Genomic DNA, 15,184 nt, shown 5'->3' with positions numbered 1-15,184 from the left:
ACGGCGAGATCATGCGCGATGAACAGGCAGCCGAGCCCGAGCCTGTCCACCAGGTCCCGGATCAGGTTGAGGACGGTGGCCTGCACGGGCGCGTCGAGGGCCGTGACCGGTTCGTCGCAGATCAGCAGCCGGGGCCGCACCGCGAGAGCGCGCGCGATCGCGACGCGTTGGCGCTGCCCTCCACTGAGCTCACGCGGCCGCCGCCCGGCGAGACCCGGGTCCAGCTCGACCAGGTCGAGCAGTTCCGCCACCCGCCGGCGGCGTGCCGCCCGAGAGCCGATGCGGTGGATGTGCAGTGGTTCGGCGAGCGCCCGGGCGACCGTCTGCCGCGGACTCAGCGACTGGAACGGATCCTGAAAGACCATCTGTACCGCCCGCCGGTACGCCCGCAGGGCGTCACCACGCAGCGCGTGGACGTCCGCGCCGTCCAGAGACACCGTGCCGGCGATCGGGCGTTCGAGCCGCACCACGGTCCGGGCGATTGTCGACTTGCCGCAACCGGACTCACCCACGAGCGCCAGCAGCTCGCCGGGGCGGACACTCAGGTCGACGTCCCGGACCACCGGCACGAGCCTGCCGGCGATCGGGAACGCCACTCGCACTGCGGCCAGCTCAAGCACCGTCGTCCCCGATCGGCCGCGCCACCGTCGGACGCACCCAGCAGGCAGAGGAGTGCCCTGGCGCCACCGGTTCCAGCGGCGGTTCCTCGACGTGACATCGCGTCGTGGCACGTGCGCAGCGCGGCGCGAACGCGCAGGCACCCACCTTGCGCCGGGTCGGCTCCGCGGGCGGAAGGGTCCGGAACCGGGTTCCGGGCACCGCCGTGGGTGACGGCACCGCGTCGAGCAGACCGTGCGTGTACGGATGGTCGGGCCGGCTCACGACGTCGGCTGCCGGCCCGACCTCGACGATGCGGCCGGCGTAGCAGACCGCGATGTCGTCGGCGATCCGGGCGGCCGCCGCGATGTCGTGGCTGATGAGGATCAACCCCATTCCGGTGGATTCGCGCAGATCCGCCAGCAGAGAATGGATCTGGGCCTGGGTTGTGACGTCCAACGCCGAGGTCGGTTCGTCGGCGATGAGGATCTCCGGCTCTCCGGCCAGGGCCAGGGCGATCATCACCCGCTGGCACATGCCGCCGGACAGCGTGTGCGGGTAGGCGGAGACCTGCGATTCCGGATCCGGGAGACCGGCCATTTTCAACAGCTCAAGCGATCGGGCGCGCTCTAGGCCGCGTGGGACGCCACCAGCGTGCCGCACCGCGTCGTCGAGCAGTGCGCCCACCGTCCGGACCGGGTTGAGCGCACCGCGCGCGTCCTGCAACACCACACCGACCCGGCGTCCCCGCACCGCCTCCCAGATCGCCGGTCCGCCGCCGAGCAGGTCGACCTGGCCCAGGACCGCGCGACCGCTGACCTGCGCGGTGGCATCGACCAGCCCGAGCGGGGCGAGGGTGGACAGCGTCTTGCCGCTCCCGCTCTCCCCGACGATCGCCAACGCCCTTCCAGGGGCCACGCGGTAGCCGATACCGTCCACCACCTTCCGTCCGGCGAAGGCGACCGCGAGTTCCTCGACCTGGTACGGGCCGGCGGTCGAGCCGTTCATCCGGGCGCGCCGCCGCGGCAACCCGAGCCGTACCAGCGGCAGGTCATCGGTGGCGAACTGCTCGGCCAGCAGGTTGCTGGCGAGGACGACGGCGGCGATGGCCAGGCCGGGTGGCAGCGCGAGCCACAGGGCGGAGTCCAGATACGGGCGGGCGTCGATGAGCATCTGCCCCCACTCTGGTTCGGGCGGCGGGATGCCGAGACCGAGAAAGCTGAGAAACGCCAGCGACAGCACGATGAAACCGATCTCGATGCTCGCGTAGACGAGCACCGGTGCTGCCAGGGCGGGCAGCGCGTGCTGAAAGAGGATTCGGAACCGGGACGCGCCGAGCACCTGCAGCGCGTCGAAGTAGGCGCTGCGGCGGAGACTGACGAACCGCCCGCGCGCCAACCGGGCGAATGGCGGCCAACCGGTCAGGGACAGGGCCAGAACGAGGTTGGCGCTGCCGTGACCGCGCACGCCCAGGATGGCCAGCGCGACGATCAGTGAGGGCAGCGTCAGCGTCACGTCCATCAACCACAACGCCACGCGATCCGGCCAGCCGCCGAGGAAGCCGCCGGCGGCACCGATCACCACCCCGACAGTGACGGATACCGCGAGCACCGCCGTGGCCAGTATCAGCGAGGCCTGCGCACCGTACAGCAGGCGGGACAACTGGTCCCGGCCCAATTGGTCGGTGCCCAGCAGATGCTCCACCGACGGCCGCGTCAGGCTGGCCGTCAGATCGTTGGCGATCGGGTCGTACGGAGCGATGACCGGCGCCAGGGCCCCGGCCATGACGAAACCCAGCAACGGCAGTGCGTAGATCACCGTGCGACGCCGGCGGCCCGCCCCCGACGCCGTCATCCGCCGCTCACCCGCGGGTCGATCCGGCCGTGCAGCCGGTCGGCCAGCCGGTTGGTCGCGGTGAAGGCCAGCGCGAAGCACAGCACGCACGCCTGGATCGCCATCAGGTCGCGGAAGTTCACGGCCTGGACGAAGTAGTCACCGATACCGTTGTGGGCGAAGACGGTCTCCACCACCAGGGCTCCGGTGAGCATGCCGCCGACGATCAAGCCGATCGTGTTGAGGACGGCGCCGGCGACGTTGGGCAGCGCGTCGCGTACGACGATGGACACTGTGGGCGCGCCGCGCGCCTGCGCGGCGCGTACATACGGTTGGGCGAGCGCCTCGCGCAGTGACACGGCGACCACACGGCTGAGCAGGCCGACAGCCGGTAGGGCGAGGACGACCACCGGCATCACGTATCCGGCGGGACCGCCGTCGGCGGAGGTGGGCAGCAGACCCAGTTGCTCGGCGAGCACGACGACCAGTAGGTAGCTGACCCAGAAGGTGGGCAACGAGACGGCGAGTAGGCCCGTCAGCCGCAGGCCGCGCCGAGCCGGACGCCACGGCAGCATGGCAGCCAGCGCACCGACCAGAAGGCCCAGCGGTAACGCCACAACCGCCGTCAGCCCGGCCAGCGACAGCGTGACCGGGACCCGTTCCGTCAGCTCGGTCAGCACCGGCCGGCCGGTGCGCGCGGACTTCCCGAGATCACCCTGCACGGCGTGGCCGAGCCAACGGACGTAACGTTCGGGGACGCTGCCCTCCATTCCCAGCTCGCGCCGGGCCGAGGCGACCTGGTCCTCGGTGACGCCGGGGTGCCCGGCCCGCTGCTGCGCGAGCCGGGTGGCGGCGTCACCGGGAGCCAGCGCGATGAGCCCGAACGCCAGCAGCGACGTGATTCCGAGAACCAGCGCCAACTCGGCGGCCAGCCGGGCCGACCACCGGGTCCAGCGCACGAGCAGACCGTTCATCGTTGCAGCGTCACCGTGGACAGGTCGAAGTCATACTCCGTGTGCGGCACCTGGAAGCCCTTGACCGCCGGGCCGACGGCCCACACCCGTGGCCGGTACGCGATCGGCACGAAGGCGGCCTCCCGGTTCAGCACGGCCCAGGCCTCCTGGTAGTTCTTGGCGCGGGTGGCGGCGTCCCGGGCGTACAACGCGCCGTTGACGAGCCGTTCGACCTCGTCGGTCTTCCACAGACCGGGATCCTTACGGTCGCCGGTCAGGAAGCCGACCACGAACCCCGACGGGTCGTAAGGGGCGCCGTAGGTTTCCATGAAGGCGAGGTCGTACTTGCCGGCGTGCAGGTCGTCGTAGAACGTGGCCTCGTCGACCGCGACGATGTTCACGGTGATCCCGACCTCGGCCAGCGCCGAGGCGACGGCCTGAGCGCTGAGCCGCGAGTCCTGCCAGCCGACGGCGGCCGTCGACGGGATCCGCAGGGACAGGACCAGCTGCTTGCCATCCTTGACCCGGCCCTTCCCGTCCTGGCGCCACCCGGCCGCATCGAGAGTCCGGCGGGCCTGGTCGGGATCGAAGGGCAGGCTCTGCGGCGCCCCCGCGTCCGGGATTCCCAGCGCGAACAGCGTGGTCGCGGGCTTGGCCTGACCGGCGTAGAGCACCTTGGTCAGGGTCTCCCGGTCCAGGGCGTACCGCACCGCCTCGCGGATCGCCTTGTCGCCCGCGACGCCGTTGAGGTTGAAGCCGAGCATGACGGTGATGTCCGGATCACCGTGCAGCACCGTGACCCGCTCGTCCTTGCCGAGGGTGGCCGCCTCGGTCGGCGAGATCGGTGCCAGGTAACTGCCGCCGAGCATGTCCACCTCGCCCGCGCGCAGCGCGGAGACGCGGGTCTGCGAGTCCTTTCTGACGCTGAACTCAACCCGGTCGATCTTCGGTTTGGCGCCCCAATAGCCGTCGTTGCGGACCAGGCTCGCGGCCGTCGTCGTGATCTGTTCCAGCCGCCATGGCCCGGTACCGATGGCCTTGGTGAACTTCCCGGAAGCGTCGACGGCCTTGGGGCTCATGAAGCCGGGGGGCCGGGTGAAGGTCAGCTCCTGCAGCAGCGGGTCGTAGGCGCGTTCGAGGCGCAGCCGCAGCTTCATCGGCCCAGGCACCTCCACGGCCTTGATGATCTTCGAGGCGGCCAGCCAGGAGTGCGACTCCTTGCCCACCCAGCGATCGAGGTTCCACTTCGCCGCCTGTGCGTCGAACGGCGTGTCGTCGTGAAACTTCACACCGGTCCGCAGCTCGAAGTCGATCGTGAGCCCGTCCGCCGCGACCTGCCACGACGTGGCCAAGCCCGGTTCCAGGCGACCACCCTGTCCGTACTTCACCAGCGTCTCGAAGACCATCGGGGCGATGAACCAGTCCCCGTTGTAGTCGTGCGGGTCCTGGTCGCCGTACTCGTTCGCGTTCGCCACGCGTAGCGTGCCGCCGGTCGCGGCGGTTCGATCGGCGTCCCCGGATCCGCTGGCCGCGCAACCTGCCACCAGAACTGCCAGCACCGCCAGTGCGGCCAGCGCCCGGGCTGGTCGGCGGGCCCGTACCAGCGAGGAACCTTCGTCCGAATATCGACCGACACGCATCAATGACCCTTCCGGAGTGGTATCTGCGCTGACCGTGGGTGGCGGACACCCTTACCTCGGGAAGGAGGCCGGGGTGATTCGCAGACATAGTCGTCTGACGACAAGCGAAAGTTCCCGAGGTGAGCCGGCGACCGGATCGGCGGACCAGTCGGGTGATGCGGTATGCCGACCGGGCGCGGGAGTGTGGCGTTGTCGGCTCCGTCTCACGCAGCGCCGCCATAGCCCGAACCGGTGCCTGGTGCCTGCTGCGATCCGGCTGCCGGGTGTCCGCGAGGCGAGTCGGTCACGGTGCCGTGCCCCAATCTCAGCGAGCACCCCTGTGCCCGAGCCTTCGTTGTCCCTCCGAAGGTCGTTGCCGATCCGGCAAGTTTTCTCGCCAGCGCCGCAGAACAAGGGGCACCATGCCGGTCGAGCCCGATCGATCGTGAGGACGTGAGCGTATGAAGCACATTGAGCGCCCGGACGCGGCAACACCGGCCGAGTTCTGGGAGAGTCTGCACCAGCAGGTGGCCGCCGCCCAGTGGGAGGTGCGCGTCAACCCGATCCTTGCCGCAACGGTCGGTGACCTTTCCCCGGGTGCTGCTCTCGACCTGGGCTGCGGCCAGGGCGGCGACAGCCTGTGGCTCGCCCAGCGCGGCTGGCAGGTCACCGCGGTCGACATCGCCGATGCCGCCCTGCAGCGGGTGAACGAGCGCGCCGCCCAGCAGCGACTGGGCGACAGGATCCGTACCGAACGGCATGATCTGGCGGATTCCCTACCCCGGGGCACCTGGGACCTGGTGAGCGCTCATTACCTGCACAGCCTCTTCGACTTCCCCAGGGCCCGCATCCTGCGTGATCTCGGCGAGCAGGTGAACCCCGGTGGCATGCTGCTGATCGTCGACCACGGTTCGGTAGCACCGTGGTCCTGGAACCAGGGGGCCACGATTCCCACCCCGGACGAGACCCTGGCCGGTCTGGCCCTCAATTCCGCGTCCTGGCATGTGCTGTGCTGCGAAGCCCGCGATCGGACGGCCACCGGCCCGGGTGGCCAGACGGCCGAGGTGACCGACAATGTGATCGCCTTGCGCAGGACGGACTGACCTGATCTTCGCTGCGAAGGTGACCGCCGTCGGCTCGGCCCGCGCGAACTGGCCCACGACGGCGTCATTCGGGTCGGGGAGAGCGTTCCGCGTTGCCGGAGGTGAGCGTCACCCGGCGGGCCAGGTCGTCGCCGGTGATGAGCAGGGCCGCCGGGTTCGGCTGGCGCTACGCCGCTGACGCTGGCGGTTCGTGGGCGAGGAACCGGCTCCGCTGCTGGTGGAGGGTCGGAACAGGGAACTAAAGCCGTCCACGGCGCGACCAACCCGACGTGATGACTGACGTTTCCGACGCCGGGATCGCCGGGGTGCGCACCCGGATGGTGCTGGTCATCCTGTTCGACGGAGTGCAACCGATCGACGTGGCCGGGCCGGTCGACGTGTTCACGTCGGCTGCCCGCTTCGTGGGTGACGCGGACACCCCGCCGTACGTCATCCGGACCGCCTCTCTCGACGGTGGGGCGGTCCGGGCCGCCGGTGGTCTGCGCCTCGTCCCCGACGGCGACCTGGGCGGCGTCGAGGATCCGGACCTGCTGGTGGTGCCGGGCGGGCCGGGCGTGGGAGACGTCGACGACCGGCTCGTCGCCTGGCTCGCCGAGCGTGCTCCCGGCATCCCGCGGGTGGTATCGGTGTGCACCGGGGCCTACCTGCTGGCCAAAGCCGGTCTCCTGGACGGTCGCCGGGCCACCACCCACTGGGAGGCCTGCGGTTACCTGACCGAGATGTTCCCCCGGGTGGCGTTCGACCCGGACGCCATCTTCGTCCGGGACGGGACGATCTCCACGTCGGCGGGAGCGACAGCCGGGGTCGACCTGGCCATGGCGCTGGTCGAGGAGGACTTCGGCCGTGTGGTGGCGCTGGGTATCGCCCGGCTGCTGGTGTGCTATCTGCGCCGGCCGGGCAATCAGGCCCAGCTCAGCGTCCAGCTCTCGACCCAGATCGCCCGGACCGAACCGCTGCGCGAGGTGCAGTACTGGGCCGCCGCGAACCTGGCGGCCGACCTGTCCGTTCCGGCGATGGCGGAGCGTGCCGGGCTGTCCCCACGGCAGTTCGCCCGGGCGTTCGGGGAACAGGTCGGGATGCCACCGGGCCGGTACGTGGACCTGATCCGGCTGGAGGCCGCGAAGCGCATGCTGACCGACACCACGGATGGCGTACTCGGCATCGCTCACCGTTGTGGCTATGGGTCGGCGGAAGCGATGCGCCGGGCGTTCCTGCGCGAAATCGACATTTCGCCGACCGAATATCGCCGCGCGTCGGCGAAGGAGCCGGTGATCCCCGACGGATCTCCGCCGATGGCAGATTTGTTGGCCGGTACGTCATAGGCGTGAGCGCGGGTCGCTTCTAAGCTTCCTGACATATGGCGAAATGAATACTTTCACGCCATTTTCAGCTTTCCGCACACGCTTCATGACAGAGATGTGAGCTCGACGTGACTCTCGTTCCAGATCGGATTGTCCGTACCACGCTGGCCACAGGCCTCGTCGTCGCGCTCGGCGCCTGCTCGGGGACGACGGTGCCGGACGCTCCGGTCGCATCGGCCGACGCGTCGGTCGCCGTTGGTCCCCGGACCACGTATCCGCTGACGATCGACAACTGCGGCCGTGAGGTCACGTTCTCCCAGGCGCCCCGCCGGGTCGTGCTGCTCAACGGCGCGTCCGTGGCCGAAGTCGAGTCGATGATCGCGCTCGGTGTCGAGGCAACCATCGTGGCCAACAGCCAGAGCTACGGCGTCTCCGACGACCCGACGATGGTCGAGCGGATCACGGCCATCCCGACCGGCGGGCTGAAGCTGAACAAGAACTTCGAGGTCCCCCGCGAGCAGGTGATCGCCCAGTCACCGGATCTGGTGATCTCAACGTGGGCGGGCGGGTTCGACGACAAGATCGGCTCGATCACCCGCGACGAGCTCGGTAAGGCCGGTATCAACAGTTTCGTGTCCCCGTCGAACTGCGCCAACGGTGCGACCTCGCCCCGACCGCAGGACACGGCCACGTATGCGAAGCGGTCGGTCGAGTCGTCGTACGAGCTGCTGAACCAGCTCGGGGTCATCTTCGACGTCCAGGGCAAGGCGGCGCAGGTCGTGCAGGACTCGCGTGCGGCGCTGGCCGCCATCCCGTCGCCGACCGGGGCACCCAAGCGGGTGCTGGCCGCCTATCCCAGTATGGGGTCGGCGATGGGTCTGAAGGTTCCTGCCGTGTTCGGCGGCGGCATCTTCGACGACATCATCACCCGAGCCGGAGGTGTCAACGCGTTCGGCGGCCTGACCGATCAGCAACTCACCGCGCTCAACGTCGAGGCCCTCGCCGCAGCGAACGTCGAGGTGCTGGTGATCGGCCTGTACCAGCCGGACGACGACGCCAAGAAGTTCGCGGAGCAGCTGTTCGCGCAGTATCCGCAGTGGCCGGCGTCGAAGACCAAGACCTACACGTCGGTTTCCGACAGCTTCTACCTCGGACCGCTGAACGCGGTCGCCGTGAAGAAGATCAGCGATGCCGTCCACGCCGCGAACTGACCGTACCCGACCGGAAGCCGCCCGCGCCCACCTCGTACCCGATGGCTCCGTTCCGCTGCTGATCGTGCTCCTGACCGTCGCGGTCGTGCTGGCCGCGGCGGTCGCGATCGCCGTCGGCACGGTACCGGTCCCGCTGGGCGACGTGGTCGCGGTGACCTGGGCGCACCTCACACCCGGAGACACCGAGCGCAGCCTGCTCTACGACCAGATCGTGTGGGACTTCCGCGCGCCCCGGGTGCTGCTGGCCGGGGTCGCCGGCGCGGGTCTCAGCATCGCCGGAGTCTGCCTGCAGGCATTGGTGCGCAACCCGCTGGCCGATCCCTACCTGCTCGGCATCTCGGGAGGCGCCTCCATCGGCGCCGCCCTGGCGCTGAGCTTCGTGCCCGCGGCGATCGCCGGACTGGGTGTCTCCGGCGCGGCCTTCCTCGGGGCGGTGGTCAGCGTCGCCCTGGTCGTGGGGCTGGCACAGCGGGCCGGCCGGGTCGCGCCGGGCCGGCTGATCCTGGCCGGAGTGGCCGTGGCCTACCTGGGCAGTGCCGTCACCAGCTACATCCAACTGCAGGCCAACCCGGGCGAACTGCGCGGCATCCTGTTCTGGGTGCTCGGCTCGGTCGCCGCAGCGTCCTGGCCGGACCTACCTGCGCCCACCGTCGCCCTGGTGGTCTGCCTGCTCTGGCTGCTGGTCGACGGCCGCCGGTTGAACGCGCTGACGATGGGCGAGACGTCGGCCGCCGGGCTGGGGATCGACGTCAACCGGCTGCGCCTCGGGCTGCTCGCGGTGGCGTCACTGCTGACCGCGACGATCGTCAGCGTCGCGGGTGGGATCGGCTTCGTCGGCCTGCTGGTGCCGCACGCGGTCCGGCTCCTGGTCGGCCCCGACCATCGCCGGGTGCTCCCGGTGTCGCTGCTGCTGGGGGCGGTCTTCCTGATCCTCGTCGACCTGTTGTCGCGCACCCTGGACCGGCCGAACGAGATGCCGATCGGCATCTTCACCGCGGTGCTCGGCGCGCCCTTCTTCCTGTGGCTGCTGCGCAGCCAGTCCGGGGCGGTGCGATGAGGGTCAAGGCGACCGGCGTCTCGGTGACCATCGACGGCACGACCATCCTCGATGACGTCTCGTTCACCGCCGCCGACGGCCGGGTGACCGGACTGATCGGGCCGAACGGATCCGGCAAGAGCACACTGCTGCGCTGCTTCTACCGCATCATCCGGCCGCAGCAGGGCACCGTGCACATCGGTGAGCACGACGTCTGGCGGGTCCCCGCCCGCAGGGCCGGCCAGTTGCGGGCGGTGGTGGCCCAGGACCAGGAACTCGACAACGAGTACGCCGTCCGCGACATCGTCGCCATGGGGCGGATCCCGCACCAGCGGCTACTCGAACGGGAGAGCACGGCCGACCGCGCCATCGTCGACGAGGCGCTGACCCGTGCCCGCATCGAGTGGGCCGAGGCACGGCGTTTCGTCACGCTGTCCGGCGGCGAACGCCAGCGGGTCCTGCTCGCCCGCGCGCTCGCCCAGAACGCCCCGGTCCTGCTGCTCGACGAGCCGACCAATCACCTCGACATCGGCGCGCAACTGGAACTGCTCGAGTTGATCCGCGAACTCGGGCTCACCACCGTCGCGGCCCTGCACGACCTCGACCACGCGATGTCCTACTGCGACGCCGTCGTGCTGCTGCACCACGGCCGGGTCGTCGCGGCCGACGATCCCGTCACCGTCCTCACCCCGCAACGCCTGGCCGACGTCTTCGGCGTACGGGGAGCGACGACCACCCACCCACTCACCGGCCGGCCGCACCTGGTGTTCGCGGCGCCCCCCTCCGAACGGGAGACCTCCAGATGACCACGCAGAGCCCGCCCGGCGAGCCTGTTCCCGACGCCAGGCTCACCGCACCCCTCGAACCACCTGCGACCGGCACCATCACCGTGGCCGTCGTTCTCTCGCCCCACGCGGAACTGGTCGACTTCGCCGGCCCGTGGGGCGTGTTCGAGTACGCCCGCCTCGACGACGGGCGCACCCCGTTCACGCTGACCACGGTGGCGGCCACGACGGACCCTGTCCCGATCTCCGGAGGCATGGTCGTCGTGCCCGGTCACGACGTCGACACAGCGCCTGCGCCGGACATCGTGGTCGTCCCGGCCCTGGACACCGGCAAGCTCGCCCCCGAGGTGCTGGACTGGCTGCGGCGCGTCCATCAGGACACCGCAGTGACCATGTCGGTCTGCAACGGATCGTTCGTGCTCGGCCAGGCGGGCCTCCTCGACGGCCGGACCGCAACGGCCCACCACAGCGCCTACCAAGCCCTTCAGGCCATGTTTCCCGCCCTCACCGTCGTCCCCGGGGTCCGCTACGTCGAGGACGGCAGGCTCGCCACCGCCGGCGGGCTCACCTCGGGCACCGACCTCGCCCTGCGGATCGTCGAACGCTACTTCGGGCGCGCCGTCGCGCAGCGGACCGCCACCTACCTCGAATACCAGGGCACGGGCTGGATGCACCCCGACAGCAACGCCGAGTTCACCCAGCCCGCAGCGGTAAACCCGGAACAGCCGGTGTGTCCGGTCTGCCAGATGCCGGTGACCCCCGACACCCCGCTCACCCTCGACCTGGACGGACGTACCTGGCACTTCTGCGGCGACTGGTGCCAGGAGCAGTTCCGGGCGGCACCGCAACGCTTCGCCATCGCGGACGGATCGTGACATGCAGGTCGCCATCGTCGTCTATCCCGGCTTCACGGCGCTCGACGTCCTGGGGCCGTACGAGGTTCTGGGTCGTCTGCCGGACACCGAGGTCGTGTTCGTCGCCGAGCGCCCGGGTTTGGTCGTGAACGACCTGGGCAGCCTGTCGGTCGACGCCGTCGCGACGTACGCCGACGTGTCCGACCCGGACATCGTGCTGGTCGGTGGGGGAGCGGGCCAGCAGGACCAGATGGCCGACGGCGGCCCGCTGCTCGAGTGGCTGCGGGCCGTCGACCGGACCACCACGTGGACCACGTCCGTCTGCACCGGCGCGTTCGCGCTGGCCGCCGCCGGACTGCTGACGGGCCGACGGGCGACGACCCACTGGGCAGGGCTCGACATGCTCACCGGCTTCGGGGTGACGCCCGTAAGGGACCGGGTCGTGATCGACGGCCACTACGCGACCGCGGCCGGGGTGTCCGCAGGCATCGACATGGCGCTGGTCCTGGCCGGCCGGATCATGGGTGACGAGGCCGCGCAGACCGTGCAGCTGATCATCGAGTACGCCCCGGAGCCGCCGTACCAGGCGGGCTCCGTGGACACCGCGCCACCGTCGGTGGTGGAGCGAGCCGGCCGCATGCTGTCGCCTTGACCGATGCCCCTCTGCTCCGTGGACCGCCAAGACTGCCGTCTGGTTCGGCGTCACCCACCGCACCTTCACACACGCCCAGGAACTATCTCCTCCCGGCCGGCGACTGTATGTACATCGATGGGTGGCGGGAGGTGCTCCTCATGAGGCGACGGGCAGTGCTGGCGGGTAGTGCGGCTGCGGGCGTGGGCACACTGGTCGGCGCACAGACGGCTGAGGCCACACCGCGTGGTGCCAAGGGTTCTCTGCGAGTGCGCATCGTCATGTTCGACGGTGTCGAGGAACAGGACTTCATCGCACCACAGGAAGTGTTCTCCCTGGCCGGCTGGTACAGCAGCACAAAGATCGACACCGGTTACATGGTGCTCGGTAGGCCGCGCGTCATCACTGCCGCGTTCGGCACTCGCGTGACGGTCGACCGCGGCTGGCGGCCCGAGGAAGCGGATCTGATCGTCGTGCCCGGTGGCGGTCGTCCCGGAGAGCCCGGCATCTGGGCGGAGATCAACAGTGGGGCGCTGCCGAAGGCGCTCGCCGCAGCACGCCGCCCGGGGCTCACCATCACCTCGCTCTGCACCGGCGCGATCATCCTGGCCGCCGCCGGTCTGGTCACCGGCCGTCCCTGCACCACCCACACGGTCGCCAAGAAGGAACTGGCCGCGCGCGGCGGTGTCGTCAAAAGTGCGCGCGTCGTAGACGACGGCGATCTGGTCACCGCGGCCGGCATCACGTCCGGCTTGGATCTGGCGCTGCACCTCGTCGCGCGCGAACTCAACGCCGACGTCGCGGTCCAGGTCGAAGAGGCTCTTGAATACCAGGCGCGGGGCACGGTCTGGACCAGGTAGGGCACCGGCGACGGTAACGCCCCCAAGTCATCGTCCCGGCTTGATCGTCAACGTCAGAGGGCTGGGAGGGTATGGCACCCGGCTGATTCCCGGCAGTTATACCTTCTCAGGTCAACAGGGTGCGCCAGTAGAACCAGAACTGCTCGCCGATGAGGGCGACGATGATGACGTACCAGACGGTGAGGACGACGGTGTGATACCGGAGGAGGACAGCCCCCCGGGAAGTGAACAAGTGCTCGCGATGCACGTTGTGCAGGGTGACATACCAGAAGATCGCGATGGTGACGACCCACACCACCATGCAGTACGGACACAGCGCGCCGATACGGTAGAGGCTCTGGAAGATCAGCCAGTGCACGAACCCGATGCCGAACGTCGCGCCGAGTTGCAGGCCCAGCCAGATCCAACGCGGGAGTCGGGCGCCGGCCAGGACCGCGACACCGATGGTGGTCACCACACTGAACCCGACGATACCGATCAAGGGGTTGGGGAAACCGAATGCGGCCGCCTGCGGCGTGGTCATCACCGAGCCGCAGGACAGGATCGGGTTGATGCTGCAACTGGGCCGATAGCTCGGATCGGTCAGAAGGTTGATCTTCTCGATGGTCAGGGTCAGCGCTGCGGCGGTACCGATCGCACCGCAGACGGCCAGCACCCAGCCGATGATGCGCGCCGCGAACGGCACCGTCGGATCCGCTGGAGCGGCCGCCGGGCTGGGAGCGGCCGTGACCTGCCCGCTCATCCGGCGAGTGCTGCGTCGACGGCGGCCTTGAGTCCGGCGTACGTGGCCTGCCCGTCGAAGCGCTGGCCATTGATGAAGAACGACGGGGTGCTCTGGACCCCGGCGGCGGTCCCGTCGCTCTGGTCGTCACGGATACGGGCCGCGGTGCCCGGGTCGTCGCGGTCGGCGCGGAACTTCGCCAGGTCGAGGCCGAGCTGCTGGGCGTAGCCCTCGAAGACGGCCGACTGGTCCTGCTGCTGCCCGCCCCACGTGGACTGGTTCTCGAACAGCTTGACGTACATCTGCTCGAACTTGTCCTGTCGGGCGGCGGCCTCGGCGGCGCGGGCGGCGTTCTGTGCGTTGGCGTGCTGGGTTAGCGGGAAGTTCCGGACCACATAGGTGATCTTGCCCGCGTACTCCTGGCGGAGTCTCTCCACGCCAGGGAACGCCTGTCCGCAGGACGGGCACTCGAAATCGAGGAACTCGACGATGGTGACCTTGCCGTCCTCGGCGGCGGTGAGCCGGTGGCTGTCCGCCCTCACCACCCGGTCGCCGGCTGCCTGCCGAGCTTTGTCACTGCTGTTCTGGACGAAGACGAACAGCCCGGCGAGTCCGGCGAGCACGATCGCCAACAGCCCGAAGGTGATCTTGGTGTTGGTGCTCACCCGTCGGGCGCGCATCGCCTTGGCAGCATTGTCAGACGCCTTCCTGCTGCGCTCTGGTCCGGAACCGCCAGTCCTGCCGCCGTCGGCGGTCGGCCTGTCGGGGCGGTTGCGCTTCTTGGACATCCGTGGACCTTCCACCCGAGGCTTCGTCGCACTGCCGCCTTCGGGCGGGTGCTGACTTATTGGTCGTTTGAGACCCTGCTGGAGTTCCGGCTCGTGCGACGACCGGTCAGATCCGGATGGCCGTCGACAGAGTCGGGAGGGCGCCCGAGTCCGTGTCCAGCTCGAAGGACAGCCGCCAGACGTGACCGGGGGTGAGTGCCACGTGTCCGATCGCGGTTTGAGCGGTGAGCGCCAGAACCTCGACGTCGGTCCGCAGCTCGGGAGCGGTGGCGTCCACAGCGGTGGCCGCCCAGCCGCGGATCTCGTCGGCGGGGCCGCCGTCGTTGGTCCAGCACAGGTGCAGGAGGGGAGACGCGGTGTCGCGCTGCAACCACACGTGCAGAGTGTGGCCCTCCCCGCTGATCGCCACCGACTGACGCTTGGGACAGAACGCGCGGTCGCGGGCTGCCTGCGCGGTGACCGGTGGCACCGTCACCGCGGCGATCAGCGTCAGTGCGAGGGCGGACACCGCGAGCACGGCTGGCCATCGCTGGTGCCGCTGCGGCCCGGTGACCGCCTCGTGACGCTCGCGGGCACGAGGCGCGCAGCTGAGGACATGACCGAGATCCTGAGTCTTCCCCGTGGCACAGCCGGCTATCTGGTGACTCAGCCGCAGACCGGGGCCATGTCGCCGCCCGTGACCGCGTACCGCTGTGGTCGCCGTGACCGCTGGTGCGGTCACCTGCCGGCGACGAGTCGTCGGGTGTCGAGGGTCGGGGTGGCAGAGGGCGGGGCCGGTTGCGGCGGGGTCCGGCTCCGCGCACTGGCCAGGCGACGATGGCACCTCGGTCTCCACTGAGGTGTCCCCGGGTAGATCAGGAACACGTCGCCCGGCCGTCAGGAGCAGGCAGAC

General features: G+C 69.8%; 15 protein-coding genes. 8 read left to right on the top strand and 7 right to left on the bottom strand.

From position 1 onward, the window contains the following. The 4 genes from ACOJTC_RS20390 to ACOJTC_RS20375 form a co-directional block, all read right to left on the bottom strand. Positions 1 to 602 (bottom strand): ATP-binding cassette domain-containing protein (locus ACOJTC_RS20390; protein ID WP_420118074.1); only part of this gene is annotated, 602 nt, incomplete at its 3' end. Between the two features lie 10 nt (positions 603 to 612). Beyond that, positions 613 to 2,415: a dipeptide/oligopeptide/nickel ABC transporter permease/ATP-binding protein gene (locus ACOJTC_RS20385; protein ID WP_420118073.1), complete on the bottom strand. Its 1,803-nt coding sequence runs from the start codon at positions 2,413 to 2,415 to the stop codon at positions 613 to 615. 32 nt (positions 2,416 to 2,447) lie between these two features. Continuing rightward, the gene (locus ACOJTC_RS20380; protein ID WP_420118072.1) at positions 2,448 to 3,404 is read right to left on the bottom strand and encodes an ABC transporter permease; all 957 of its coding nucleotides are present in this window, start codon (positions 3,402 to 3,404) and stop codon (positions 2,448 to 2,450) included. After that, entirely contained in the window at positions 3,401 to 5,023 is a 1,623-nt protein-coding gene (locus ACOJTC_RS20375; protein ID WP_420118076.1) for an ABC transporter substrate-binding protein, read from the bottom strand. The genes ACOJTC_RS20380 and ACOJTC_RS20375 overlap by 4 nt, the downstream gene beginning before the upstream one ends. A 440-nt stretch (positions 5,024 to 5,463) precedes the next feature. Here ACOJTC_RS20375 and ACOJTC_RS20370 point away from each other — a divergent pair, with 440 nt between their 5' ends. The 8 genes from ACOJTC_RS20370 to ACOJTC_RS20335 all read left to right on the top strand — a co-directional run bounded on the left by ACOJTC_RS20370 (position 5,464) and on the right by ACOJTC_RS20335 (position 12,783). After that, the gene (locus ACOJTC_RS20370) at positions 5,464 to 6,105 is read left to right on the top strand and encodes a class I SAM-dependent methyltransferase (protein WP_420118071.1); all 642 of its coding nucleotides are present in this window, start codon (positions 5,464 to 5,466) and stop codon (positions 6,103 to 6,105) included. 272 nt (positions 6,106 to 6,377) lie between these two features. Beyond that, a complete protein-coding gene (locus ACOJTC_RS20365; protein ID WP_420118070.1) occupies positions 6,378 to 7,427 on the top strand; it encodes a GlxA family transcriptional regulator in 1,050 nt (349 codons plus the stop codon). A gap of 314 nt (positions 7,428 to 7,741) precedes the next feature. Then, entirely contained in the window at positions 7,742 to 8,617 is an 876-nt protein-coding gene (locus tag ACOJTC_RS20360; protein ID WP_420118069.1) for an ABC transporter substrate-binding protein, read from the top strand. Beyond that, positions 8,595 to 9,674: a FecCD family ABC transporter permease gene (locus tag ACOJTC_RS20355; protein ID WP_420118068.1), complete on the top strand. Its 1,080-nt coding sequence runs from the start codon at positions 8,595 to 8,597 to the stop codon at positions 9,672 to 9,674. The genes ACOJTC_RS20360 and ACOJTC_RS20355 overlap by 23 nt, the downstream gene beginning before the upstream one ends. Further along, entirely contained in the window at positions 9,671 to 10,459 is a 789-nt protein-coding gene (locus ACOJTC_RS20350) for an ABC transporter ATP-binding protein (protein WP_420118067.1), read from the top strand. The genes ACOJTC_RS20355 and ACOJTC_RS20350 overlap by 4 nt, the downstream gene beginning before the upstream one ends. Continuing rightward, the gene (locus tag ACOJTC_RS20345; protein ID WP_420118066.1) at positions 10,456 to 11,313 is read left to right on the top strand and encodes a DJ-1/PfpI family protein; all 858 of its coding nucleotides are present in this window, start codon (positions 10,456 to 10,458) and stop codon (positions 11,311 to 11,313) included. The genes ACOJTC_RS20350 and ACOJTC_RS20345 overlap by 4 nt, the downstream gene beginning before the upstream one ends. 1 nt (position 11,314) lies before the next feature. Beyond that, the gene (locus ACOJTC_RS20340; RefSeq protein WP_420118065.1) at positions 11,315 to 11,944 is read left to right on the top strand and encodes a DJ-1/PfpI family protein; all 630 of its coding nucleotides are present in this window, start codon (positions 11,315 to 11,317) and stop codon (positions 11,942 to 11,944) included. A 248-nt stretch (positions 11,945 to 12,192) separates the two neighbouring features. Further along, a complete protein-coding gene (locus ACOJTC_RS20335; protein WP_420118064.1) occupies positions 12,193 to 12,783 on the top strand; it encodes a DJ-1/PfpI family protein in 591 nt (196 codons plus the stop codon). Positions 12,784 to 12,889: 106 nt separating this feature from the next. On the opposite strand, the gene ACOJTC_RS20330 is transcribed toward ACOJTC_RS20335, so the two are convergent. The 3 genes from ACOJTC_RS20330 to ACOJTC_RS20320 all read right to left on the bottom strand — a co-directional run bounded on the left by ACOJTC_RS20330 (position 12,890) and on the right by ACOJTC_RS20320 (position 14,800). Then, a complete protein-coding gene (locus tag ACOJTC_RS20330) occupies positions 12,890 to 13,525 on the bottom strand; it encodes a vitamin K epoxide reductase family protein (protein WP_420118063.1) in 636 nt (211 codons plus the stop codon). Continuing rightward, entirely contained in the window at positions 13,522 to 14,184 is a 663-nt protein-coding gene (locus ACOJTC_RS20325) for a DsbA family protein (RefSeq protein ID WP_420118062.1), read from the bottom strand. The genes ACOJTC_RS20330 and ACOJTC_RS20325 overlap by 4 nt, the downstream gene beginning before the upstream one ends. 214 nt (positions 14,185 to 14,398) lie before the next feature. Further along, on the bottom strand, positions 14,399 to 14,800 hold the full coding sequence (locus ACOJTC_RS20320; RefSeq protein ID WP_420118061.1) for a hypothetical protein: 402 nt from the start codon (positions 14,798 to 14,800) through the stop codon (positions 14,399 to 14,401). Positions 14,801 to 15,184: the final 384 nt, after the last annotated feature.

Source organism: Micromonospora sp. (genome assembly GCF_048594385.1).
In the GTDB taxonomy this organism is placed as follows: Bacteria; Actinomycetota; Actinomycetes; order Mycobacteriales; family Micromonosporaceae; genus Micromonospora; species Micromonospora wenchangensis.
Note: the sequence above shows the minus strand (reverse complement) of the source record. Positions and strands in the feature narration are given on the sequence as shown.

What these genes read in the sequence shown, in the direction of transcription:
- ACOJTC_RS20365 (WP_420118070.1), top strand. Translation starts at nt 6,378, where the DNA reads ATGACTGACGTTTCCGACGCCGGGATCGCCGGGGTGCGCACCCGGATG.
- ACOJTC_RS20325 (WP_420118062.1), bottom strand. Translation starts at nt 14,184, where the DNA reads ATGCGCGCCCGACGGGTGAGCACCAACACCAAGATCACCTTCGGGCTG.
- ACOJTC_RS20330 (WP_420118063.1), bottom strand. Translation starts at nt 13,525, where the DNA reads ATGAGCGGGCAGGTCACGGCCGCTCCCAGCCCGGCGGCCGCTCCAGCG.
- ACOJTC_RS20380 (WP_420118072.1), bottom strand. Translation starts at nt 3,404, where the DNA reads ATGAACGGTCTGCTCGTGCGCTGGACCCGGTGGTCGGCCCGGCTGGCC.
- ACOJTC_RS20370 (WP_420118071.1), top strand. Translation starts at nt 5,464, where the DNA reads ATGAAGCACATTGAGCGCCCGGACGCGGCAACACCGGCCGAGTTCTGG.
- ACOJTC_RS20375 (WP_420118076.1), bottom strand. Translation starts at nt 5,023, where the DNA reads ATGCGTGTCGGTCGATATTCGGACGAAGGTTCCTCGCTGGTACGGGCC.
- ACOJTC_RS20350 (WP_420118067.1), top strand. Translation starts at nt 9,671, where the DNA reads ATGAGGGTCAAGGCGACCGGCGTCTCGGTGACCATCGACGGCACGACC.
- ACOJTC_RS20340 (WP_420118065.1), top strand. Translation starts at nt 11,315, where the DNA reads ATGCAGGTCGCCATCGTCGTCTATCCCGGCTTCACGGCGCTCGACGTC.
- ACOJTC_RS20355 (WP_420118068.1), top strand. Translation starts at nt 8,595, where the DNA reads ATGCCGTCCACGCCGCGAACTGACCGTACCCGACCGGAAGCCGCCCGC.
- ACOJTC_RS20345 (WP_420118066.1), top strand. Translation starts at nt 10,456, where the DNA reads ATGACCACGCAGAGCCCGCCCGGCGAGCCTGTTCCCGACGCCAGGCTC.